Raw genomic sequence first — 24,273 nt, 5'->3', positions numbered from 1 at the left:
CTCCAACTATCGAGCTTTTATTTGGACCAAGAATGAAGCTCTCGAGCAATAGAACAAAACTCCCGAATTGTTACGTCTTGCGGGCGCCTAGTTGGCGAAACCCCAACCCTTTGCAAAAGATTAACTATATCAGGGTGTAATGTCTTTAGACTAACCCGCATCATTTTCCGACGCTGGCCAAAAGCCTTTTGGGTAACTAGTTCCAATATATCCGGCTCTGCCTCTGCTAAAGGCCAAGGCCTTGGGATGAGCTCTATAACTGAAGAAACGACCTTTGGCTCAGGCTTAAACGCCCGGGCCGGCACATCAAATAACACCCTAGCCCGGGCAAGCCACTGAACAATTATGGATAGGCGGCCATAGTGCTTTCCGCCCGGTGAGGCAACCATACGTTGCGCCACTTCTTTTTGCAGCATCAACGTCATCTTTTTTGGTTTATGCGACATATGCAAGAAGTCCAGTACCAGCCTAGTTCCAATGTTATAGGGCAAATTAGCCACAATCTGAAAAGGCTGAACACAAAGGCTATCCAAGTCGACTGCTAATGCGTCGCCCGCTATTAAATGAAACCGGGAACCAACAACGCGAACAAGGTCACGCAACGCCTCCACACTTCGATCGTCTCTTTCAATGGCAACAACAGCTTTGGCGGGAGTTGCAAGCAGGGCCCGTGTCAGACCACCAGGGCCTGGCCCAATTTCAAGAACTTGAACGCCCGCTTCAATCCCCGCTGAATTGACTATCCTAGCTATTACGCGTCCATCAAGGAGAAAGTGTTGACCCAGCGATTTACGCGCTGACAATTCATTATCCAAAATTACTTGGCTAACAGTAGGCAGGTCCCCCAACTCCCTGCCAAAACTCTTAGAGGCGGACATCTACAAGGGCTGACCGGCGAAGATCTCTCAGTAATCTTCGAGCCAAGGTGTCCAACCTCGATCGTTCTAGGCGATCTCTAACTAGCTGTTCATAATTGATATCTTCCGCCGGATTCTCCCTTTCACACACCATCATCACATGAGCACCACTTCCAGTGAAAAGCGGCTGGCTAGGCTGCCCTATATCCAGTTGTGAAAGGATCAACCTAAATTGCTCTGGAAGATCTTTTAACAAAATCCAACCAACACTTCCTGAACCACCGCCTAACTTTTTTGCCATTGCTTCCATGGCCGCACAACCACGAACTGTATCGCTAATTTGTTCCAGAACGCCCTTCTCCTCGAAAGTCATTGAGTCACCTGTGATGCCGGGAAGAACTATTTGGACAAGATCAACACGAATCTCGCGAATATCTGGCTCCATCACCCGCCGCTGATCTCTTAATCTTACAAGATGCACTCCCACAGCGCTGACTATCGGTGCCGAAACCTCGCCAGGTCTCATCTTAGATAGAGCATCACTCAATTCTGGAAGCAGTTGGGTTGGACTGACCCAACCCATATCGCCCCCCAAATTCCCCAATGCGTTATCACTAAATTGTTCCGCTATAGACCCGAAGTTCGCCCCTGCATTAATTTCAACAAGAAGCTTACCAGCCACTTCCATCAGATCATCCAGAGGCTTTGAGGGCCCCGCATAAAAATCGATTTGGGACACAAGATATTCGGGCAAGCCGCGGTTTGCCTCTAATCGGGCTAATTCATGTTCTACCTCCTCCTCGCTTACATCGACCAGTGGACGAAGGTTAGTAGAGACAACCTTGGCCCAGAGAAGTTGAGCCCTGATCTGATCTTCAAAAAAGACCGCGGGCAAGCCAATATCAGCCAACCAACTATTAAGCTGCCCTTCTCGAATCCCGTTTTGGCGCTCCACAATAGTTAAAGCGGCTGCCAGTTCCCGGTCACTCACCGAGATGCCCCGGCGCTCTGCTTCCTGGGCCTGCAGCTTTTCCTCGATCAAATTTTCCAAAACTGGCTTGGCTAATTGCGCTCTTAACTCGGGTGTNTCATCGAGCCCACTAGACAGGACCACCATTTTAGTTCGGGCCATTAAATCCAAGACTGAAATAGCACTATCATTTACGACGGCGACTATTCCCACCAGCTCCTTGCCGACTGCTAGCTGAGCCAACAAAAAAACACCCAAAAGTACCGAAAAAAACTTCCTCACGGGTTATCCCCTAGAAGATTCACTTGGTGACCTATCGACTGACCGAGGTTCTTAAGTGAAATTTGAATCCCTAAAACTGTATCGGGCGCTAACAATAATCCTCTTGTATAATGCCGACTTGCGAAAGCCTCAAGTGTCACACAATCATGCTCATACCTCAGACCCAGACTAGTGGAAAGAGCTCCGCCCCCATCGCCTAAGCCCCTTTGGTGAGAAAAACTCCAACGCCAGTTCTCCGGGAATTGGNCGTTTAACGATAGATTGACTTGTTCGACAGAAACCGGAAGACCATCGGTCGGGTCGTCACTCAATTTCATATAATGAACCGAGCTGTTCAAACGGCTAGGGCCGANCGTCGCCTGAAAGGAAGAGCTTCGGGTTGCCAAGTTACTGCGGTCAAGCCGAAATCTGTGAACTAAACTGATTAGCCGGCTCGGCGCTATAGTAAACCTACCAACAAAATCTGAGAGCTTTTGGTTTAAGCCGGTCCCGTCACTGTATGTTTCATCTACTCTGGCTCTTACTACTTGACCCAACAACATCTCACTATCCGGCAAAAACGTGGAATTGATCTCTGAGCGCAAACCATAATTCAAACGGGCCCCACCTTCGTAACGATCCAAACCTGGAAACCTGTCCACACTAAAAAGGTTTAGGTCATCNAACTCAAATGCGAGACTATCCTCATTAGGGACCTTGTTGCTGTCCCCTCCATTTGGCCTCCACACTATTTGGCTAATTGGTTCGACGATCAGGAGACCAGAGCCTAACGGCCTCGCCAAGGGTAACTTCCAGTTGACGTAAACCTCGGGCAACAATCGACTTTCAAACCCATCGGTCGTAACCCCTGGCTGTCTGGAGTCTGGAAGATCAGAAAGATGATAACCGTCCGCTCGCAGACCCAAATTAAAAGAATATTTGGCACCATAGGCTGAGGTATATGGTATTCGCCAACCACCCTTAACAATTAATCTCCTACTTTGCGTGCCCTGTTCACGACCGAGAAGCCGCAAGTTAGCGTCGAAAAGCCAATAATCTCCCGATAGACCAGGTTCGCCCCGATAGCTAAAAGTCCCAACTGGCCAGAGATAGGGGAGAGCTTCGGAATCGATGGTAGGGGTGAGTCTCTGAAAAGCTACAGCCGAAACATTGGTGTAGTTTCTTCCAGCCGTCCGCTCTAAAAACACTTGGCTGGTTAAGTGCGACTGCCCTCTGTAGCGAGTAACCATATCCGCAGAATCATAGCCGGCAGAAAACCCAAAATCGCTGAGATAATAATGGTCGGTAGCACGTTTAATATCCATTCCAGCCAACCAATTATTATCAAGAGAATACACCCCCTTGGCGAATAAATGGCCTCTCGTTTTTTCCTCTCCCCTCACCACTTCAGGTTCTATTTCCTCAATCTCCCCAGCTCTGGTAGCACTCCCACTGACTTCTAAAGAACCCTTTTGTAACTGTCTTCTGTACTCACCAGTTAAAACCAGTCCAGCTGTGCGACTGAAAATGGGCGCGACAGTTGCGTCTTGATTATCCGTAATATTAAAGAAAAACGGCTGCTTAAAACTCAACCCAAGCAAAGAATTGCTAATTACCGATGGGACGAGAAAGCCGGTTTTCCTCTCAACAGAGGGATCCGGGTGAGTAAAAAAAGGAACGTAGATTACGGGAAAGCCAACCACCTCAAGAATTGCGTCTTTATAAAAAATGCGCCGCAGAGACCTGTCATGCACAACATTCAGGGCCTTTATTTGCCATAAAGGCATCCTAGTTGCTGAATCTGGACAAATTGAACAAGGACTGTAAACAGCCTTGCTAATCTCACTTCTTCCGTTCCGCCTCATTGTGCCCCCATTGGCAGCAAGCCTCGAGCCATCAACAAATAAGATTTTTATGGCCTCTATAGCCCCACTTTTGAGGTCACCCGTTAACTCCATAGCTTGGGAAAATGTGACATTGCCATCAGGGGATAGCAATACAACGTTCCCCTGTGCGGAGACCTTGTCTGCGCGGCGATTGTAGGTAACTTTATCCGCCAAAACGGTGCTATCTCCCATACTAATTGAGACATCACCAGTCGCCACAACCTCCAACATTTCTTCATCATAAGAAATTGATTCGGCTTCAAGCAGAACATTTTTCTGCAAAATTTCAGGAACGCTTTCCTCGGCTTGAACCAATGGCACGAACAAGAATGGCAACACTAAGACAATGGGTACAATGGGCAAACACCTTACCAAAACTTGCAGTNTACTCCCAACGGCACCCATCTAACTATCTTCAATATGGAGAAGTAGTGCACTACCTAAGGAAAGCGCCATAAGTGCCGGCGCCCATCCAGCAAAGATTGCTGGAATTCTTGAAGAAATACCTAAGGCCAGCACAACATCAGAAAAGGTATAGAGCAACAAGCCGGCGGCTATCCCAAAAGCAATTAAACGCCCTGCCCCTTTTACCCGAGATGACAATCGAAGGGTAAAAGCTGCTCCAATTAAAACCATTCCCGTCAGCAAAAACGGAATAGCCAANACCGAATGCAGATGAACACGATGTTTCAACGCAGAGAAACCCGCTCTCTCCAGCAACGAAATAAACTTAGGAATCTCCCAAAAGGATAATGTTTCCGGCGAAGCAAAATTTTCTTGAATTTGGCTTATTGTTAGGTCGGTGGGGATCCTATATTGATCCTTTCGTTCTGCAGTGCGGTAGGGTCCAGTGGATATCACGTCCCTCAACAACCAGTGGCCATCCTTCAGGACTGCAGTGGAAGCATCAAACCTCTGAACAAATTCCGTTCTGCCCTGATACCGAAATATAACAACTTCATGCAAGGTGAGCTCGGGCTCAGTTATACGTTGAGCGTGAATTACCGACTCTCCATAATCATCAGCCTGCCGNAGCCATAGGCCTGAGGTTGAGACAGCAAGGTTTGATACACGTCCCTCCAAATAGCGCGATTCCAACTGCTCATAACGCCAAAGGAGAGCAGCCGCAAGTGGATTAAATACCGTCACCAACACAACTCCGCCGACTAAGCTAAGGCCTATTCCCGGGAATAGAAACTGCCACACTGAAGTGCCAGATGCCCTGGTAACTACCAGTTCACTGGTCCTCCCAAATCTAGCCAATACTAACATAACCCCAATTAGAACAGCATAAGGAACTACCCTTTGCACCATATACGGCAAATGCAGCAATGCCAGTTGCAGAACAATCCCCATTGACACTTGAGGCTTACTGGCCGAACGTCTACTAAGCTCAACAACGTCAAAAAGGAAAATCAGGACACACAATGCGATCAAAGCTATAGCTATGCCTGTGATTAGTTGACGCCCAATATACATTGAAAGGGTTGATGAAAGCCTCACTCTAATTTTNCCCCTTGCTATTTCGATATCTATGGCGCCCAACAGAGATTAATGCTCTCCGTAATGGGTCCACCACAGCCACATAACCCGCCGAACCTAGCATGACAAGGGTGGCCAAATACATAAGCGGTATCAAATGAGGCGTTTTAGTCATCAAACCCGGGNCACCGAGAGCGGCGGCTTGGACCAACAAGCCTAACATAACAGCATAAAAAAGGCGCCAGTTAGAGCCCCTGCGGTCAAAATCCCCCGAAAATAGAGCCCCTAAGGCGATAAACACGAATATAGCTGATATCCAAGGCGTCAATAAGCGACGATGAGCCTCTGCTCTAAACTCCCTCTTATGCCTTTCCTCCACAACATCTTTAGGCCAGAGCAAATCTGGAAGCGTTCTTTCTTTGGCCTCTTTAAATCTTGAGAAGTCGAGCCCGGAATTTTCAGCAAACTCAAAAGCATATTGGTCAAAGTAAAGCAGCGATAACTCCCCATCACTCACATTGACCTCTTGTCGATTACCATTTGACATAACAAGGCGCAGACCATCCGGCGTCTCCAAAAGCACTCCACTCTCCGCCATTACAGTTGACGGGGTGTCCTCCCCGTTTTCCTGATGCACCAGTATTCCCATTANTTCGCCGTTAGGCTTACGCTCTCGCACATAGATAGTCAGACCATTCACGGGCGTATTAAACACTCCCTCCCTTAGCAGAAGAGAGGCGTATGAATCACGAGCCTGTGATTGAATATTCTTAAATTCATGAAATCCCACAGGCATCAACGCCATGTTGATCACGTACACTACCCCCATCACAATAAATGCTACTATCATAGCAGGGCCCGCAAGCATCGCATGCGACACACTCGCGGCTTTGAGGACAACAATTTCCCTGTCACTGATCAACTGATGATAAGTAAAAAGAACAGCCACAAACAGAGAGATTGGAAGAATGATCGCCAAAAGAGATGGCAAGAGAAGCAAGGTCATATAAAGAAACAAACCAAGAGACAGACCTTTATTAAGTATTAGATCAACAAACCTCAGGGACTGGGTTAACCATATGACACCCGAAAAACTGAACGTGAGCAATATCAACGGCCCGCTTATTTGCTTCATTATATAAAGAGAAAACCGGGTCATCTTTCCTTTCCCCTTTTTCGAGCCGCTACGTGCACAAATCACGGGCGAATCTCCTTCAACTCACCCTGCCAAGGTTCTTTCTCCACATGCCGAGGTTGCCATGAGAACAACCACCTGCGAGAATACTGCATTTACCTCGGGAATCTACTCCCTCTCGCCGCACATACTAACATCAAGCAAGGGACGAAAAACATGAATATCACTTTTGCCAAACCCTCCTATCCTCAAACAGGGGCTTACGTAGCACTCGCCTGGGAGGAGACGTCAGCAAATCGAATGGTTGAAGTGCTTAATCGTAAAACCCGGGGAACCTTGAAGCGGGCGATGGCATCCGAAAATTTTACCGGAAGAAACGGCACCACACTAACCTTATTAACCCCCACAGGGCTCCGAGCCGAAAGGATAATTCTAATCGGAGCAGGCAAGATTAAGGATTTTGATGCGCGGGGGGCCCAATCTGTAGGCGGTCAGATATTATCTAAGCTTAATTCTCACGGGATAAAACAAGCAGTGGTTAATATTGATGTTGGTAGCCAGACAGCCCTTAACGCAGTGGATTGTGGTGCCCACATTGCTTTTGGAGCTTCCCTTGCTAGTTACCGGTTCGAACGATACAAGGTAAAAAAGACACTTCCCAACCGAGTTGTGGTTAGAAAACTGACCATAATGGGGAATGAGCCGTCAAAAATGCGTTCACGCTACAAACCCCTTGCGGCTGTAGCAAATGGGGTATTTTTGACCCGAGACCTTGTATCAGAACCTGCCAACGTCTTGTTCCCTACCGAACTCGCGGCTCGCGCACAGTCTCTATCTGATGACGGCGTAAAAGTGGAAATTCTCGGGCCATCGAAAATGAAGCAACTTGGAATGGGTGCGCTACTTGGCGTGGCCCAGGGTAGTGTTCAGGAACCTAGGTTAGTGGTCATGCGTTGGGATGGTGCTGAACAAAATGCTGAGCAGAGCCCCCTGGCATTTGTTGGCAAAGGCGTAACATTTGATACGGGAGGCATTTCTATAAAACCATCTGCAGGAATGGGAGACATGAAATGGGACATGGGAGGCGCGGGCGTNGTGATTGGGCTAATGCGCGCTCTTGCCCAACGGAAAGCTAAAGTCAATGTAGTTGGCGTTGTTGGGCTAGTTGAAAATATGCCATCAGGAAACGCGCAAAGGCCAGGAGATATAGTTACCTCCATGTCAGGCCAAACCATTGAGGTGTTAAATACTGATGCAGAAGGTCGGTTGGTACTGGCCGACGCCATTTGGTATACACAAAAACGTTTTAAGCCAAGACTAACGGTGGATTTGGCGACCCTCACAGGTGCAATCATTGTATCCCTAGGACATGAACGGGCCGGGTTATTTAGCAACAGTGATGCTCTGACGAACCAGTTACTGGAAGCAGGCAATTGGGTAGATGAAAAAGTGTGGCCCATGCCGATGGACGATGAATACGATAAAGACATGGACTCAGACATCGCCGACGTTCAAAACATTGGGTCCGGAAGAGGTGCTGGTAGTGTAACAGCGGCTAAATTCATCGAGCGTTTTGTGGACACCACACCCTGGGCCCACCTCGACATAGCGGGCGTGACTTGGTCCAAAAAAACCAAAAGACTCGTCCCCAAAGGTGGGACAGGGTTTGGCGTTCGCCTCCTTAATCGTTTGGTTGCAAACCATTACGAACCAAAATAGTGCCGCGTTGGCATTAGCGGCGTGACCAGCATACTGGCCTCACGGGCTCGTCACCCTGCCCGGGTGTGATTGCCTACGTGGCACCCCTGCTAGGACGGGAGGCCCCAAGAAGTCTAATTTTAGGTTGACGCACCATACACCTGCACCCTACATATGGTATGGTCTTGTGAATTGATAACGATATCTCGTATATTGGGGTCAATAATTGGACGCATATCGTCTAACAGGGCTGTTGCCGGATTAATAACTGCAACAGGTGCTAGAATCGGGGGGAGTAATGAGAGTTTTTCGTTGTTATACTGAGGAGAACCAGTCCCCCTACAGTAGTATAGCCTTCCAAACCGCTAACAGTGAGATTCGCAACCCAGACGGATCTATCGTTTTCAGTGCGAGCGATATTGAGGTCCCTAAAGACTGGTCCCAAGTTGCAATTGACGTGCTTGCCCAAAAATATTTTAGGAAAGCCGGGGTTCCCACCATAACCCGGCCAAAAAAGGAAAAGGGCGTCCCAGATTGGCTGCTCCCTAAAGAGGCTGATGAGGCCGCTCTAAATAAGCTTAATGAGGAAGAGCGTTTTGGTGGCGAGACAAGCGCAACCCAAGTGTTTGATCGTATGGCCGGAACATGGACCTACTGGGGTTGGAAAGCGGGATTCTTTGATACAGAATCCGATGCACTCGCCTTCCACGACGAACTCTGCTACATGCTGGCCATCCAAGCAGCAGCGCCCAATAGTCCGCAATGGTTTAATACAGGGCTCCATTGGNCATATGGAATTGATGGCCCGCCCCAAGGGCATTTTTTCATGAATTACACGAATGGTGAGTTGGAGGCCTCTGGATCAGCTTACGAGCACCCGCAACCACATGCGTGCTTCATCCAGGGGGTCAAAGATGACCTAGTAGGCGAGCAAGGCATAATGGATTTATGGGTCAGAGAAGCTCGCTTATTCAAATATGGTTCAGGCACGGGGTCAAATTTTTCTGACATTCGCGGCGAAAACGAGCCCTTATCGGGAGGTGGACATTCTTCTGGTTTGTTAAGTTTTCTCAAAATCGGGGATCGGGCAGCTGGTGCAATAAAATCTGGTGGCACTACCAGACGTGCAGCGAAAATGGTCGTCGTAGACGTTGATCATCCTGATATCGAGGATTTCATCAATTGGAAGGCGGCCGAGGAACAAAAGGTTGCCGCACTGGTTGCCGGTTCAAGATCAATGGCAGAACATCTTAAAGCGGTATTGGCTGCCTGCCAAANTGGAGGCAAAGGACGATTCGAAGTTTCGGATAACCCCCATTTGAAAAGCGCGTGCTCGGCAGCAAGAAACGCCCACATCCCCGAAAACAGTATCCAGAGAGTGATAGAGCTAGCGCGTCAAGGAATTGTAGAAATTGAGTTTTGTTCCTACGACACCGACTGGGACTCGGAAGCCTATAGAACCGTTTCTGGCCAAAATGCCAACAATACCGTTCGGGTTAGCAATAATTTTATGACAGCTGTCGAAAAGGGTTCTGATTGGTCTCTCCGCTGTCGCACCGATCAATCAACTCACCGCACCATACCTGCAAAAAGCCTGTGGAATCAAATGGGACTGGCGGCATGGCAATCAGCAGATCCGGGAGTGCAATTTGATACAACCATAAATGAGTGGCACACATGCCCAGAGTCTGGGCGAATTCGAGCTTCCAACCCCTGTTCTGAATATATGTTCCTGGACGACACCGCCTGCAACCTTGCCTCCTTAAATTTGCTGGCTTTTAGAAGTGCCAATGGTGACTTCCGCATTGACGAATATCAGCACGCCGTACGGCTATGGACGATAGTCCTGGAAATTTCCGTCCTAATGGCCCAATTTCCTTCTGAGGAAATAGCAAAAAAATCATACCGATACCGGACCCTTGGGCTAGGTTATGCCAACTTGGGGGGACTCTTGATGGCATCGGGCCTTCCCTATGACAGCGCTGAGGGAAGGGCGCTTGCTGGAGCACTCACCGCTGTAATGACGGGAACATCTTACCGAACATCCGCTGAAATGTCCGAGGAGCTTGGAAGTTTTCCAGGCTTTCAGGATAACGCCGAAGCCATGCTTAAAGTAATGAGAAATCATCAACGGGCGGCCCATGGTCTCACCCAAGGATACGAGGACCTGACAATCCTTCCGGTGGCGCTTGACATCGAAAATTGCCCAATTCCTGACCTTGTTGACGCTGCACAAAAAAGCTGGGANGAGGCAGTGGAAATGGGGAAAGCCCACGGCTACCGCAATGCGCAAGCTACCGTTATAGCTCCGACTGGCACTATCGGGCTTGTCATGGATTGTGACACAACAGGGATAGAACCCGATTTTGCATTGGTTAAATTCAAAAAATTGGCGGGTGGCGGATATTTTAAGATTATCAACCGAATTGTGCCGGAAGCATTGGCCTCACTAGGCTACGAAGAAACTGAAATTAAAGAGATTAGCAATTATGCCGTTGGCCATGGAACATTAAATGGATGTCCAACAATCGATCATGATGCTCTCACTGGAAAAGGCTTTACCAAGGAAGCGCTTCAAAAAGTCGAAGAAGTAATTTCAGACGCCTTTGACATTCGCTTTGTGTTCAACAAATGGACCTTAGGAGAGGGGTTTTGTGCTAAGCAACTGGGCCTATCGGAGCAACAGTTAAACTCGACACAGTTCGACATGCTGGACTGGCTCGGATTTAGCAAAAATGAAATTGAGGAAGCAAACCTCTATTGCTGTGGAGCAATGACACTAGAGGGAGCGCCATACCTTAAAGCAGATCACCTGCCAGTATTTGATTGCGCTAATCCGTGCGGCAGGGTGGGCACTCGTGCTCTATCATGGCAGAGCCACATTAAAATGATTGCTAGCGCCCAAAGCTTTATTTCGGGGGCTATTTCAAAAACTATTAATATGCCGAATAAATCGACGGTAGAAGATTGCTCCGCAGCATACCTGATGTCCTGGAAAATGGGTGTGAAGGCTAATGCCCTATACCGCGACGGCTCAAAATTAAGCCAACCGCTGTCTGCCTTGGTGGATGACCAAGATGAACAGAGCTCTAAAATTGATTCAGACGCAGACTTGCGACAGGAGGATGCTACNGTTCCAGAACGCATAGTCGCCCATGCCCTCCAACAAGAACGGCAAGCAAGAGAGAAACTTCCTCACAGAAGGAAAGGTTATACCCAGAAAGCCATGGTAGGAGGCCATAAAGTTTACCTGCGCACCGGCGAATACGAAAATGGCGAACTAGGGGAAATCTTTATAGATATGCACAAGGAGGGAGCCGCCTTCAGGAGTCTAATGAATAATTTTGCAATTGCAATATCCATAGGGCTACAGTACGGCGTTCCTTTGGAAGAATATGTAGACGCCTTTACTTTTACTCGGTTCGAGCCTAGTGGATTGGTAAGTGGAAATGACTCCATCAAAATGTCTACATCCATATTGGATTATGTTTTTCGAGAACTCGCCATTTCATATCTTGACAGAAATGACTTATCCCATGTCGAAAGCGATGATTTGTTGCCTGACAGTGTTGGACAAGGAGACCATGGAGGCCTAGAACACCATGAAAATAGTGAACACGCCCCGTCCTCAGATATACAATCGCTAGTTAGTCCAGGATATGTCCGCGGCCGTTTGCGAGTTCTAGAGGGCGGCGCGATCCCACAGGCCGCAGAAGATGCTTCCCAGACGCAAAACCAAGACGNCTCAACTATGGCATTGCCTGCTTCGTCAGGGGCAGCCCAAGGGGCTGTGTCCGTTGGCGCAGCCGTCATCGGAGGAGGAGCCGAAGCCCAACTCTCACGATCTCGCGAAGCTANGATTAAAGGCTATGAGGGAGATCCATGTTCAGAATGCGGTAACTTCACACTCGTTCGGAATGGAACCTGCTTAAAATGCAACACTTGCGGCTCCACTAGCGGCTGTTCATAAAGGGTTTCGACAAAAAGCTTAGTTTGATATAGAAAGGGCCACTTTAGAGTCCAACAGCACGCACCTTTCCACCGGTTTACAAATTAATGCACCCATATAGATCTCATAACTGTGGCGAGCTTCGCCGCGATCAAATAGGCCAAGAAGTTCGCCTATCAGGGTGGGTNAATAGCAAACGAGACCACGGAAACTTGCTATTCATAGATCTAAGAGATCAGTACGGACTCACACAATCAGTTATAGAGACCGAGTCAAATATGTTTGAGCTGGCCGAGGGTGTCAGAGTAGAAAGCGTAATAACTGTTACGGGCACAGTAGTCGAACGATCTGCCGAAACTATAAATAATAAGTTGCCAACGGGCCAAGTTGAGATCACCATCACCGACTTAAAGATTGAATCAGCAGCTGCGACCCTCCCCATGCAAGTTTCGGGAGGCCAAGTTCCAGGGGAAGACATACGACTTAAATATCGTTTCCTCGACCTGCGTCGCAAACAAATGCAACAAAATATTCAACTTCGCAACAACGTGATTAGCAATATCAGAGAGCTCATGACTGAACAGGGGTTTATGGAGTTTCAAACCCCAATTTTAACTTCCTCGAGTCCAGAAGGAGCTCGCGACTATTTGGTTCCCAGCCGTGTACATCCAGGAAAATTTTACGCGCTCCCACAAGCTCCGCAGCAATTCAAACAACTAATTATGGTTTCTGGCTTTGACCGCTATTTCCAAATTGCGCCGTGCTTCAGAGATGAAGATGCAAGAGCCGATAGAAGCCCAGGAGAATTTTACCAACTAGACATGGAAATGGCCTTTGCCACACAAGATGATATTTTTGACGCTATCGAACCTGTTTTATATGAAATCTTCACCAAATTCAGCTCGTCGAAGGTAACTGAGCCTCCATTCCCACGGATACCCTTCCGTGACGCCATACGCCTATATGGGACCGACAAACCGGATCTTCGAAATCCACTAATTATATCAGACGTGACTGAATACTTTGTGATACCCGATGTCACCTTTAAGGCATTCCGAACTCAAATTGAGAAAGGTGCCGTTGTTAGGGCAATTCCAGGGCCCGCAACAAACAACCGCCCGAGAAGCTTTTTTGACAAACTGAACGAATGGGCTAAAACTCAGGGCGCACCGGGCCTAGGGTACGTGACGTTTGACGAAACTGGGGCAGGAAAGGGCCCAATCGCAAAATTCATCCCCCGGGAAATCCAAGAAAAAATCAAGAAAACCATGAACATTGGAGCCGGGGATACCGCTTTCTTCGTCTGCGACGAGCCTCATGTAGCCGCAGCCTTTGCCGGTACTGTCCGTACCAAACTTGGGACTGAGCTTGATTTGCTGGAAAAAGACGTCTTTAAGATGTGCTGGACCATTGACTTCCCAATGTACGAGAGAGATCCCGAATCTGGAAACATTAAGTTTAGCCATAACCCGTTCTCCATGCCGCAGGGAGGCAAGGATGCTCTTGATTCAGAGGATCCATTAGATGTTCTTGCATACCAATACGACATTGTTTGTAATGGAGTAGAATTATCCTCTGGGGCAATTAGGAATCATCAAGCTGACACCATGATAAAAGCTTTCCAAATCGCCGGCTATTCTGAGCAAGCCGTCGTAGAAAAATTCGGTGGAATGCTGCGAGCATTCCAGTTTGGTGCACCACCTCACGGCGGCCTCGCCCCAGGAATAGACCGAATAGTGATGCTCATTGCCAATGAACCCAATATCCGAGAAGTGACACTCTTTCCAATGAATCAACAAGCCCAAGACTTATTGATGAGTGCACCCAGCGAAGTTACCACGCGGCAGCTCAAGGAATTATTTTTACACGTTCAGCCACCATCGGAAGACCCTAAAAACTAGCCTGAGCTGCTTGGGTTTCCTTCCCCAATATAAAAGTCAAATATTACACAGAGCTTCTAATACTTTTTCTGCGTGGCCCGGCACTTTTACCTTGCGCCAAATTTCCTTGAGACGGCCTTTCTGGTCAATAAGAAAAGTTGAACGTTCTATCCCCATGTATTTTCTGCCATACATACTTTTCTCAACCCAAACACCGTAAGCATCACAGACAATCCCATCGATATCCGATAACAACTCCACCCTTAAAGAATGCTTAGCTATAAATTTCATATGCCTGGCCATGTCATCTTTAGAAACCCCAAGCACAAGAGCATTCTTCTTATCAAAGCTCTTGCTCAATTCGCTGAAAGCAATGGCCTCTTTAGTGCAACCTGGCGTATCGTCCTTAGGATAAAAATATAACACCACAGCCTTTCCTCTACATGATTTTAGGCTGATATCCTTGCCATTAGACGAAGGCAGATTAAATTCTGGCGCTTTGTCACCAACCATTATTACTTCTTTCATCGTAGCATTCTCCTAAAAAATGGATTTTTTACACCGCCGTATAATCACCAATTAACCGTACAAAGTGCCCTCGTGTGGAAACTTGATGCACCCTTAGTTTGTCTTTAAGAGCATTAAAGTCAACAGCTCTGCAATTGCGAACCAAAACTTCCCGTAAACCACTTGGTGCCGAATCCTCATCCAATACCCCTGTGAGACAGATTCTACTAAGAGACTGGATTTGCAAGAAGAATTCTAATGCCCCGGAAAGCTCTGTTAATATACATCTATCCAAGCGCCCGGATTTAGACAGCTTTCCAAAAAACCTGAAAGTATTTGAATCCAAAACAGAGGATTCCTGTCCACCATTAAGAAGTTGTAAATATTGGACCAGAAAGTCCAAATCAAATAATCCCCCCAAAGAATACTTAATATCCCAAAATCCCGCTGGCGGTCGTTCACGCCAAACCTTTTGGCGCATGGCTAAGATGTCAAACTGGAGATTTTGCAGGGTAGAAGCCTGACACAAGACATTGCCAATAAGAACCTCAATTCTCCGTGTTAATGCTTTGGGACCTGCCACAACACGAGCCTTTGTTAATGCCATGAGTTCCCATACCCAGGCCTCCTTTTTGTAATAATGCTCAAGGCGCAAAAAATCTGCGACCAGCGGACCGCTCGATCCCATAGGTCGTAATCGTATATCGATCTCGTATAACTGACCAAGCCCTGTCTGCGCCGAAAGAGCGGTTATTAGCCTCTGGCATAGTCTAGAATAATAAGTGGATGGGGATACCCTTCTATCGCCGTTTGATAACGATTCATTGTCAGCTCTATACACAAAAACTAAATCTAGATCTGACCCTCTTGTTAAAATTTCGCCGCCCAACTTTCCAAATCCTAAAACACACAGCTCTCCACCTCTCAAAACGCCATAAGTCTTTTCAAACTCGCGCCTGACTGCGGTCAGGGTCGCCTCAATCAAGAGATCCGCAACGTTGCTAAGAATTTGACCTGCATCCAGACAATCAAGTGCTCCTCTTAGCTGCCGAACGCTAGTTAGGAATTTGATATCCCCCGACCATCTGCGCGTAATATTCAAAAAATCCTGAAAATCTATGGCGAATTCGATTTTTTCTTCCAAACTACCCAGCAATTGCTCTTTTTCGAAAACAGGTGCACTCACCTCTTCCTCAATCAACGCGTCTAAAAGATAACCCCGTTGTGCAAGGTAACCGGACAAACGCGGTGCCGCTCCCATTATTTCGGCAACCACGCGTAATAACTTAGGAGATGCCTGAAACAACGAAAATAATTGGATTCCTGCAGGCAAATTTCGCAGGAATTCATCAAATTTTATAAATGCAGTATCGGGATCACTTGTCTGGGCTAACGCCAGCAAGAGGCTGGGCATAATCCGGGTGAGTATCTCCCGTGCACGCACATTCCGAGTAGCCTTTAGCTCACCACGGTGCCACTTTCGAACAACGTAAGATAGATGCGAAGCACGAGAAAATCCTAGCCCCTCTAACGTAATTAAAGTTTCTGGATCATCCTCTATGCCTGTAAAAACTAAATTCCCCTGTATTCCTGCAGAACTATCCATGCAAACTTGCGTTTTGAACAACTCTTTATAATTTGTAGATACAAAATTGAGAACCTCGGACGTTAAAGCAACAAAATCGTTAGGGTTTTCGTATCCCATAAAAACAGAAAACCTGTTAAAAGAACTTTCGCTATGGGGAAATACATGCGTTTGTCTATCGTCCACCATTTGAAGACGATTCTCCGCTCTGCGTAAAAACCAGTATGCGTTCGTCATTTTTTCGCAAATGCTCTCTGTTATCAGCCCCTCCTCTGAAAGCGCACACAGCGCATCATCCGTCGAATGTCGCCGCACTTCACGCATTCTTCCTCCCCAAATTAACTGCAAACTTTGGACAAAGAATTCAATTTCCCTGATTCCTCCACGGCCGAGTTTTAGATTATGGCCACGTATTGAGTCATCAGCACTAAAGTTGGAATCAATTTGACTCTTTATTGAATGGATGTCAGCTAGCGCCGCAAAATCGAGGGTCTTACGCCAAATAAACGGCTCTAATTTTCGCAAGAATGATTCGCCGGCCACGACATCTCCTGCCACCGGACGTGCTTTGATAAACGCTGCGCGTTCCCAATTTTGCCCCACACTTTCATAATAAACCTCAGCAGCATCGGTCGAGACGGCCAAGGGCATCGACAGCGGATCTGGACGCAGCCTCAAATCTGTCCGGAATACATATCCTTCACTAGTCCGCGTTTCCAATAACTCTACCAACCTCTGGGTCAGACGAGAGAATATTGCGGAAAGACGTTCATTCGAGCCAGACTTTCCCCCATTCGGGTCATATAAGACAATCAAATCTATATCACTGGAAAAGTTCAGTTCTCCACCGCCTAGTTTCCCAAGACCCAAAATAATTAGACCACTTCCTTGAGCAATATCCGACTTATCCCCTAGGGGGAGACCTTCCTCAGCAGAAGCCAAAGTCAGTAAACTTTTGGTACACACCTCTAATACCACCTCAGCAAATTTTGTCTGAGCAGTGGCCGCTGTCCTCGTATCCCACATACCAATTAACTCAGCTATACCAACCAAAAGCGACTGTTTACGGCGAAGGATGCGCAAAGATCGAGAGAGAGAGGACAAAAAGGCCTCATTCGGGCGGGCTAAGCCAGTCAGAAGCCTTGTCTCGCGCAACACGCCCTCATAACTCTCCTCAAAATCCCTACCAACCAAGGTTTTTACAAATTCTGGTTCACTGAACACACAAGAACTCAGATATGGCGAATTGCCAAATATCATCAATAATAATCGCTCAAAATAATTGAACCTCAGGCCTAAATTATCCGTATTGTGTCCGAAAAGTCGGTTCCAACGCCGCAATTCTTCCTCTGCGCGAGCCTCATCAGATGGCTCCGGCCATTGCTGTGGATGAGAAATAACACTAGGGTGGAATTTCATAAAAGTCCTAATCTACCGCCTCTACTCAGGGAACCCGTGAGCTCAAACTCTAATAATAGATATAAGTCACTCAAATTGGCTATTCCTATTCTTCGAAATGTGCTGCAGATATTGGGCGGCACCCTTGCACTTGGGGTTATCATCCTAACATTCTTGGTGTGGCGGATGTCAGATGGACCGGTATCCTTAACCTTTCTACGTCCACACCTGGAGCAGCTCTTAAATATAGAGAGCTCTGGCACCCAAATCACTTTCGAAAGTTTGCAAGCCTCCTGGCAGGGATGGGCTCCATACGTTATCTTCACCGGCCACAATCTTTCGGCAAAAACAACAGAGGGTGAAGTGAGGGCTATGGCTGAGGCATTTTCTGCTCGGCTTAGCGTCCCTGCCTTATTGCGTGGGAATATTACATTTACGAAAGTAGATGTAGCCGGACTTAATCTTGAAATAGTGAGACCAGTCATAAAGCCTGATCCAAAAACCAATACTAAATTTCCTTTTAATTACTATCTGGAACCTGCCTTAAAACACCTATCCCGCACCATCACTGGAATCGCCCCTGAGTTGGAACTTCCACGGATAGAAGAAGTAAATGTCACCAATAGCCATTTGGCCGTACTCGACTCTTCCAATCTATCTATATGGGAAGCAACTAGTGAAAAATGGTATTTAGCACAATCACAAAAGGACATGATTATATTTATCGCATCTACTCTCAATATGGGAGGCGGGGGTGGGGAGGTCAGCGTAGCGTTAAAGGCAAATTACTCGGGAGATGATAGAATTTGGGAAACTGCGCTTTCCTTTTCTGATTTTAATCCCAACAAATTCCAATTAGTTTCCGAAAATCTTGGAAATTTTACTGACCTTAATGCAACTATTTCTGGAAGTTTTGTGACAAGCTTTCAAACAATTTCCGACATAAACAAGATCGGATTTGAGCTATTCTGTTCAAATGGCTCAGCTATTTTTAGCGACCAATCAATGTTCTTGGGTGAGCACAAAGTAGAAAACCTAAGTATGCTAGGTTATTTCAATAATCAGAATCCATCAATCTTCCTTGAGAGCTTCGAAGGGAAGATTAATGGATTCAAAATAGATGGCAGTGCTTCCCTAACCAACCTTTACTCCAACCCCCACATCAATGCAGCCTTTGATACGCATGAAATTCCAGTTGACCAACTTTCGACACTTTGGCCTCGGAATCTTGCCAAAAGCACACGAAGCTGGGTTTTAGACAATATTTCGGGAGGAACCATTGAGAACATCACTGCATACCTAGATTTCTCAGTTAATGATTTGGCAAAAAGCAATTTAGAACGTAATCAAGTATTTGGGACATTCCAAGTAAACGACACCAGGGTTGAATATATGAATGGGCTTCCACCCGCTGAAAACCTTTTTGCGGACGGGTGGTTTGACGGAGTTGATCTCCATATCGACATTGAATCAGGAAAAATTCTTGAACAAGAAATTAACGCAACCAGACTAGAATTTTCTGACGTCTACACAGGGAAAGAGGTTGGATTTTTGGATCTCCGCTCAAGCGGACCTCTATCTGATCTTGTTATTTTTCCTGGGTTTTCCGAAAAGCTCACTTCGTGGCTGGGATCTAAAGAAAGTCAGACACTCCAAGGTGTGTCAAAGACCAACCTACATATTTATTTCCCTTTGATCAGCGACCTAACGATCCGGGACTTAACCACAAAAGGGGAGGTCACCTTTCGACAACTTGCATTACAAACAAACGAGCACGTCCTTGGTGGACGCCAACTTAATATTGTGGGTGGCATTGGAAGAGTTTTTATTGATGAGCGCAAACTAACTGGAGACTTTAGAGCTACTGTTAACGAAATGCCAGTAGCAGTTGAGTGGGCCACGACGCCAAATAACGGATCATCCGGCCCAATAGGAAACGCCGTTATTCGCACCACACTAACTGAAAAATTTAGCGGCGGGCTAGAGGACTTGTTTCTCTTTGCAGATGGCGAAGCAGCATTAGAAATAACCCTTAATGCGTTTGCAGATGACCGTCAAACCGCGCTTATAAATATAGATGCGGCAGAGTTAGCAGCATCATTTCCAAGCATCAATTTTAATAAGAAGATTGGCGAATCAGTTGATATCACCAGTCACGTTAACCTTGATGCATGGGCAATTTCCTCTCCAATAACATTCCATTTCGGCGGGAAAGACTTAAAGGGGGCCGTATCAGTAGAACTGAACGAAACCAATGATATCGCAAAAATTTCCTTACAAGACATATCCTACAGAAACGAAAAAATCACTGCCGACATATTATTTAAAAATGACAACATTTACGAGATCAACCTTCGTACAAAATTCCTAGATCTGGGTTTGTNTGAATCAAGAAAAGAAGTTCCAAAACTAAAATTNCGAAAGGGGCATCTATCTGTAGACCGGCTAACGACTGGAGAAGCGGCCACTTTCTCTAACACGAATATACAATACAATGCTCTTGCAAAAGAAGGAGTTGATGTCTTAGTAGATTCAAAAGACTTAACTATTTCACAACCCTTGATTAACCTTCTGGATGACATCCAGACAAAAACAAACTTAGCAGATGATGGAGCACTAAATCTTTCTGGAAAGATAGAAAATCTCTATTCTTCAAATGGAGAAAGCCTTCATAACATTCAGGTAGAAGTTTCTATTCAAGGCAATGAGTTAAGCCGGGCCAGAATAGAAGCATACTTTAATAAACAAGAGAAAGTTCGCCTCGAAATCTCAGGATCCGGTGCCGAACAAAAAATAACAATTGCATCGGAAAATGCTGGCGAGTTTCTAAAGATCCTAGGGATAACGTCAAATTTAGTTGGCGGCCAGCTATATTTAGTGGCCCGCTACGAGAATAGTTCCGATAAAAATATGCTCGAGGGCCAGTGCATTATAGAAAATTTCCACGTAACCAATACCCCCATCATAGCTCANTTGCTCTCCATGTCCCTCCCCACCAACGTCTTCGAGTTGCTGACTGGAAAGGGTCTGCCATTTGCAAGGCTTAACGCGCCGTTTCGTTACAAGAACTCGAGCCTACAACTCCTTAAGGCGCGGGCAAGCGGCGTTTCTCTGGGGATAACCGTCGATGGCGAGGTGGACCTCGCAAGCAACTCCGCTGATATCCGGGGAACAATTATACCTGCCTATCTTCTAAATAACCTAGTAGGAACAGTGCCGGTGATTGGCGATATATTAACTGGACCTGAAAAAGAAGGAATTTTTGCTGCTAATTACAGCGCTAAAGGGCCTATAAATGACCTAGAAATTTTCGTAAACCCGCTAACAGTACTGGCCCCTGGAATATTGCGGGATCTATTTGACTTGTTTTCCCCGGATAACACACAATCCAACGAATAACACCACAACAAAATATAACGCTATAATTAAGATTCCCGCCCTATACCGGCCGCAGCAAGGAGTGTCGTTTTTTCCCCGAGGAAAGTTTTATAAAACCCTGACTATTCACATCTGAATCTGTGATCAAATAGTCAAGCGAAGATATTGGAGCATCGTTTATCCTAGCACCGCCCTGGCCTACCAATCGCCTAACCTCTCCTTTCGAATTAGCCAAACCCGTCACGTCCTTATATGCTTCAAACAAGGTCAAGCCTTTTAGCAAGGTAGCCGCCTCAATATCAAATGTTGGGAGATCCGCCCCAATATCCCCCAAATCAAAAGTTGCATAGGCAGTTGATGCCGCCCTCTCTGATGCTTGACGACCGTGGCACAACTCCGTAGCTCTATCAGCCAGAATCTTTTTAGCATCGTTAATTTCTGCTCCCCTTAGTGCAGAGAAACGGGCGACCTCATTCAAGGGCATATCAGTAAATAATCTCAGAAATCTGCCGACATCCGCATCTTCAACATTACGCCAATATTGCCAATAGTCGTAACTAGACAAACGTTCTTCGTTCAACCAGACAGCCCCTGCTGCTGTCTTCCCCATTTTCTGGCCAGAAGCCGTCTCAAGCAGTGGCGAAGTAACCCCATACAAGCTCTTGGCATCAACCCGTCTGGTTANTTCGACCCCATTGACAATATTTCCCCACTGATCAGACCCTCCTAATTGCAATAAACAACCATGCCGCCTAGACAATTCCAGAAAATCATAGGCCTGAAAAATCATATAATTAAATTCCANAAAACTTAGCGGTTGCTCTCTTTCCAATCTTAGCTTGACCGAGTCAAATCCAAGCATTCTGTTAATTGAAAAATGTCGCCCATATTCTCTCAGAAACTCCACATAATTTAGCTCCTCCAGCCACTCAGCGTTGTTCACAATCAGCGCATCTGTAGGGCCATCACCAAACGTTAAAAAACGTTCAAACACCTTTCTCAAACTCCGCATATTTTGTGTTATTTCTTCCTCACCAAGCAATTTACGCGTCTGGTCGCGCCCTGAAGGATCGCCTATTTTAGTGGTCCCCCCACCCAGCAATACAATTGGCTTGTGCCCGGCACGTTGCAAGTGGCGAAGCAACATAATCGGTATCAAACTACCCACGTGCAAGCTATCGGCTGTACAGTCAAAACCAATGTAACCAACTATTGCCTCTGTTCTAGCAAGTTTATCCAAACCAGGCATATCGGTACATTGATGCAAATAACCTCTTTCAATGAAGGTCTGGAGCAATTCGGACTTTGGCTTGACCATTGATCTTATCCACACTTCTTTTTCCGACAAAAATTTCTTAANTTTAGTAGCATAAGCGGATAAATCCTTCTATCAACTACACAGGAAACTAATGACGGGAAAAAGTGATGCCCCAAATCTTTGTGCACTAGGATTAATGAGCGGCACCTCACTAGATGGTGTCGACATAGCGCAGATTACCACCGATGGCGAAAAAATAGTAGAACTGGGACCATCGGTCACGATACCGTATAACGAGGAAACCCGCCACCAAATTCTTGCTGTCTTGGGGAAAAGTAAATACCTGGAGTCAGCGGAAAACATGGTCACTGAAGCATACATAGGTGCTATTAGGACATTTCTGGAAACCAATCCGACAACGATTGATAACATCGACGTGATAGGAGTTCATGGCCAAACTATCATGCATGCTCCAAATTTAGGCCAAACTATTCAAATCGGTAACCCTCGATCTCTGGCATCAGAGTTCAACACTACTGTGGTCGGAGACTTTAGGAGTAATGACGTCGCCCATGGCGGAGAAGGCGCTCCACTTGCACCGGTATTCCATAGAGCACTCTCTAGCAACCTCAGAAAACCCATAGCAATTCTGAATATAGGAGGCGTCGCAAATCTTACCTGGATTGATCACCATTCAATGATTGCATTTGATACAGGGCCAGGAAACGCACTCTTAGACGACTGGGTGACCGAACAAACCGAGATGAAAATGGATAAACATGGGGCACTTGCTGAGACGGGGACTGTATCAAGAAAAACCCTTGAGAAGTTACTAAACGACCCATTTTTTACCTTACCGGCACCAAAGTCTCTGGATAGGAACCATTTCAAAACACTCAGCAGGGCCGCAGTGGAGGGTCTTAACCTGCAAGATGGTGCTGCCACTCTAACCGCTTTTACATCTGAAGCTATTTCCATGGGAGCCAAGCAGCTNCCAAAACCACCCCGCAAATGGCTAGTAAGTGGTGGTGGCCGGAAAAACAAGACCCTGATGGACTACTTGCAGAAATTACTTCCCGCCCCTGTTGACCCTGTGGAAGTTGTGGGTTGGTCTGGCGACTCTTTGGAAGCCCAATTAATGGGTTTCTTAGCTGTTAGAACCCTCAGAAACCTGCCGCTAAGCTACCCACTGACGACCGGAGTACCATTCCCTATGAAAGGTGGCGTATTGTTCCCATCTCCTCACAACTAGTCACACGGGCCGTCTAGCTGAGCATTTTCGTTTCGTCTCACCAATTAATGCCTAATTCCTTCATACGCTTTCTAACATACTTTTCTGTCCGGTCTGAAATCTTATCTAAATACTCACCAAAAAAATGGTCGGCTCCGCGTAACCTGACATAATCAATATCAACGAACCTTTGGTTNGATAGTTTTTGGGCCAATTTAGCCACATCCGGTTCAGACACTATCTCATCGGATGTCCCCTGAATCACCATTCCTGAAACAGGGCAAGGGGCAAGAAACGAGAAATCGTAGATATTTGCAGGTGGAGCAATATTAACAAAGCCTGTTATCTCTGGACGTCTCATAAGAAGTTGGAACGATATCCACGCCCCAAAGGAAAAGCCACTCACCCAACAGGCACGGGCATCCCCATTAAAACTTTGCATCCAGTCCAAGGCTGAAGCTGCATCACTTAGCTCACCTTGCCCAAAATCATATTCACCTTGACTTCGTCCAACCCCCCGGAAATTAAACCTAAGTGTAGAAAAGCCCATTGAGGAAAACGTCTGGAAAACACGATAAACAACTTTATTGTTCATATTTCCCCCATGTTCTGGGTGGGGGTGCAGAACTATAGCCAAAGGGGCATCTTCACTCTTTCCATGTTGGTATCGGCCTTCTAATCTTCCGTCAGGGCCATTTAATATCACCTCTGGCACAGCGCCTTCTCCTCAATCAACGGTTGCAACATCCCAAACTTCTGGCCACCTAAAAGGCCTACCCACTGGAAAAACACAGACCA

At 46.6% G+C, this 24,273-nt stretch carries 14 protein-coding genes; 5 read left to right on the top strand and 9 right to left on the bottom strand.

Going from position 1 to position 24,273, the window contains the following annotated elements; all coding sequences use genetic code 11:
- Positions 1 to 17 precede the first annotated feature (17 nt).
- The 5 genes from CMM32_06315 to CMM32_06295 all read right to left on the bottom strand — a co-directional run bounded on the left by CMM32_06315 (position 18) and on the right by CMM32_06295 (position 6,615).
- Positions 18 to 878, bottom strand: coding sequence for a 16S rRNA (adenine(1518)-N(6)/adenine(1519)-N(6))-dimethyltransferase (locus CMM32_06315; GenBank protein MBT06514.1), 861 nt, complete (start codon positions 876 to 878; stop codon positions 18 to 20).
- Positions 865 to 2,109 carry a hypothetical protein gene (locus tag CMM32_06310; GenBank protein ID MBT06513.1) on the bottom strand — a complete coding sequence of 415 codons (1,245 nt, stop codon included), beginning with the start codon at positions 2,107 to 2,109 and terminating at the stop codon, positions 865 to 867. The genes CMM32_06315 and CMM32_06310 overlap by 14 nt, the downstream gene beginning before the upstream one ends.
- Positions 2,106 to 4,379 carry a hypothetical protein gene (locus tag CMM32_06305; protein ID MBT06512.1) on the bottom strand — a complete coding sequence of 758 codons (2,274 nt, stop codon included), beginning with the start codon at positions 4,377 to 4,379 and terminating at the stop codon, positions 2,106 to 2,108. Before CMM32_06305 ends, CMM32_06310 begins: the two co-directional genes overlap by 4 nt.
- On the bottom strand, positions 4,380 to 5,519 hold the full coding sequence (gene lptG / locus CMM32_06300) for an LPS export ABC transporter permease LptG (protein ID MBT06511.1): 1,140 nt from the start codon (positions 5,517 to 5,519) through the stop codon (positions 4,380 to 4,382).
- Positions 5,479 to 6,615 (bottom strand): LPS export ABC transporter permease LptF, encoded by a 1,137-nt coding sequence (locus CMM32_06295; GenBank protein ID MBT06510.1) that lies wholly within the window; start codon positions 6,613 to 6,615, stop codon positions 5,479 to 5,481. Before CMM32_06295 ends, lptG begins: the two co-directional genes overlap by 41 nt.
- A gap of 192 nt (positions 6,616 to 6,807) precedes the next feature.
- Here CMM32_06295 and CMM32_06290 point away from each other — a divergent pair, with 192 nt between their 5' ends.
- The 3 genes from CMM32_06290 to CMM32_06280 all read left to right on the top strand — a co-directional run bounded on the left by CMM32_06290 (position 6,808) and on the right by CMM32_06280 (position 14,139).
- Positions 6,808 to 8,310 (top strand): leucyl aminopeptidase, encoded by a 1,503-nt coding sequence (locus tag CMM32_06290; GenBank protein MBT06509.1) that lies wholly within the window; start codon positions 6,808 to 6,810, stop codon positions 8,308 to 8,310.
- A 277-nt stretch (positions 8,311 to 8,587) separates the two neighbouring features.
- The gene (locus CMM32_06285) at positions 8,588 to 12,259 is read left to right on the top strand and encodes a ribonucleoside-diphosphate reductase, adenosylcobalamin-dependent (GenBank protein MBT06508.1); all 3,672 of its coding nucleotides are present in this window, start codon (positions 8,588 to 8,590) and stop codon (positions 12,257 to 12,259) included.
- A gap of 86 nt (positions 12,260 to 12,345) precedes the next feature.
- Positions 12,346 to 14,139, top strand: a complete 1,794-nt coding sequence (locus CMM32_06280) for an aspartate--tRNA ligase (protein MBT06507.1) — start codon at positions 12,346 to 12,348, stop codon at positions 14,137 to 14,139.
- 36 nt (positions 14,140 to 14,175) lie between these two features.
- Here CMM32_06280 and CMM32_06275 read toward each other — a convergent pair whose 3' ends face one another.
- Both CMM32_06275 and CMM32_06270 read right to left on the bottom strand, forming a co-directional pair.
- Entirely contained in the window at positions 14,176 to 14,646 is a 471-nt protein-coding gene (locus CMM32_06275; protein MBT06506.1) for a thioredoxin-dependent thiol peroxidase, read from the bottom strand.
- Positions 14,647 to 14,674: 28 nt separating this feature from the next.
- A complete protein-coding gene (locus CMM32_06270) occupies positions 14,675 to 17,629 on the bottom strand; it encodes a bifunctional [glutamate--ammonia ligase]-adenylyl-L-tyrosine phosphorylase/[glutamate--ammonia-ligase] adenylyltransferase (GenBank protein ID MBT06505.1) in 2,955 nt (984 codons plus the stop codon).
- On the opposite strand from CMM32_06270, the gene CMM32_06265 reads away from it, so the two are divergent.
- Positions 17,600 to 21,007, top strand: a complete 3,408-nt coding sequence (locus CMM32_06265; protein MBT06504.1) for a hypothetical protein — start codon at positions 17,600 to 17,602, stop codon at positions 21,005 to 21,007. The genes CMM32_06270 and CMM32_06265 overlap by 30 nt on opposite strands.
- Before the next feature lie 40 nt (positions 21,008 to 21,047).
- Here the strand turns inward: CMM32_06265 and CMM32_06260 are convergent, their stop codons facing one another.
- Entirely contained in the window at positions 21,048 to 22,304 is a 1,257-nt protein-coding gene (locus CMM32_06260; GenBank protein ID MBT06503.1) for a tyrosine--tRNA ligase, read from the bottom strand.
- A 91-nt stretch (positions 22,305 to 22,395) separates the two neighbouring features.
- Between CMM32_06260 and CMM32_06255 the strand changes: the two genes are divergently transcribed.
- A complete protein-coding gene (locus tag CMM32_06255; GenBank protein ID MBT06502.1) occupies positions 22,396 to 23,496 on the top strand; it encodes an anhydro-N-acetylmuramic acid kinase in 1,101 nt (366 codons plus the stop codon).
- A gap of 37 nt (positions 23,497 to 23,533) precedes the next feature.
- Here CMM32_06255 and CMM32_06250 read toward each other — a convergent pair whose 3' ends face one another.
- Positions 23,534 to 24,190 (bottom strand): alpha/beta hydrolase, encoded by a 657-nt coding sequence (locus tag CMM32_06250; GenBank protein MBT06501.1) that lies wholly within the window; start codon positions 24,188 to 24,190, stop codon positions 23,534 to 23,536.
- Positions 24,191 to 24,273 lie beyond the last annotated feature (83 nt).

The organism is Rhodospirillaceae bacterium (assembly GCA_002728255.1).
Taxonomy (GTDB): Bacteria; Pseudomonadota; Alphaproteobacteria; order UBA7887; family UBA7887.
Note: the sequence above shows the minus strand (reverse complement) of the source record. Positions and strands in the feature narration are given on the sequence as shown.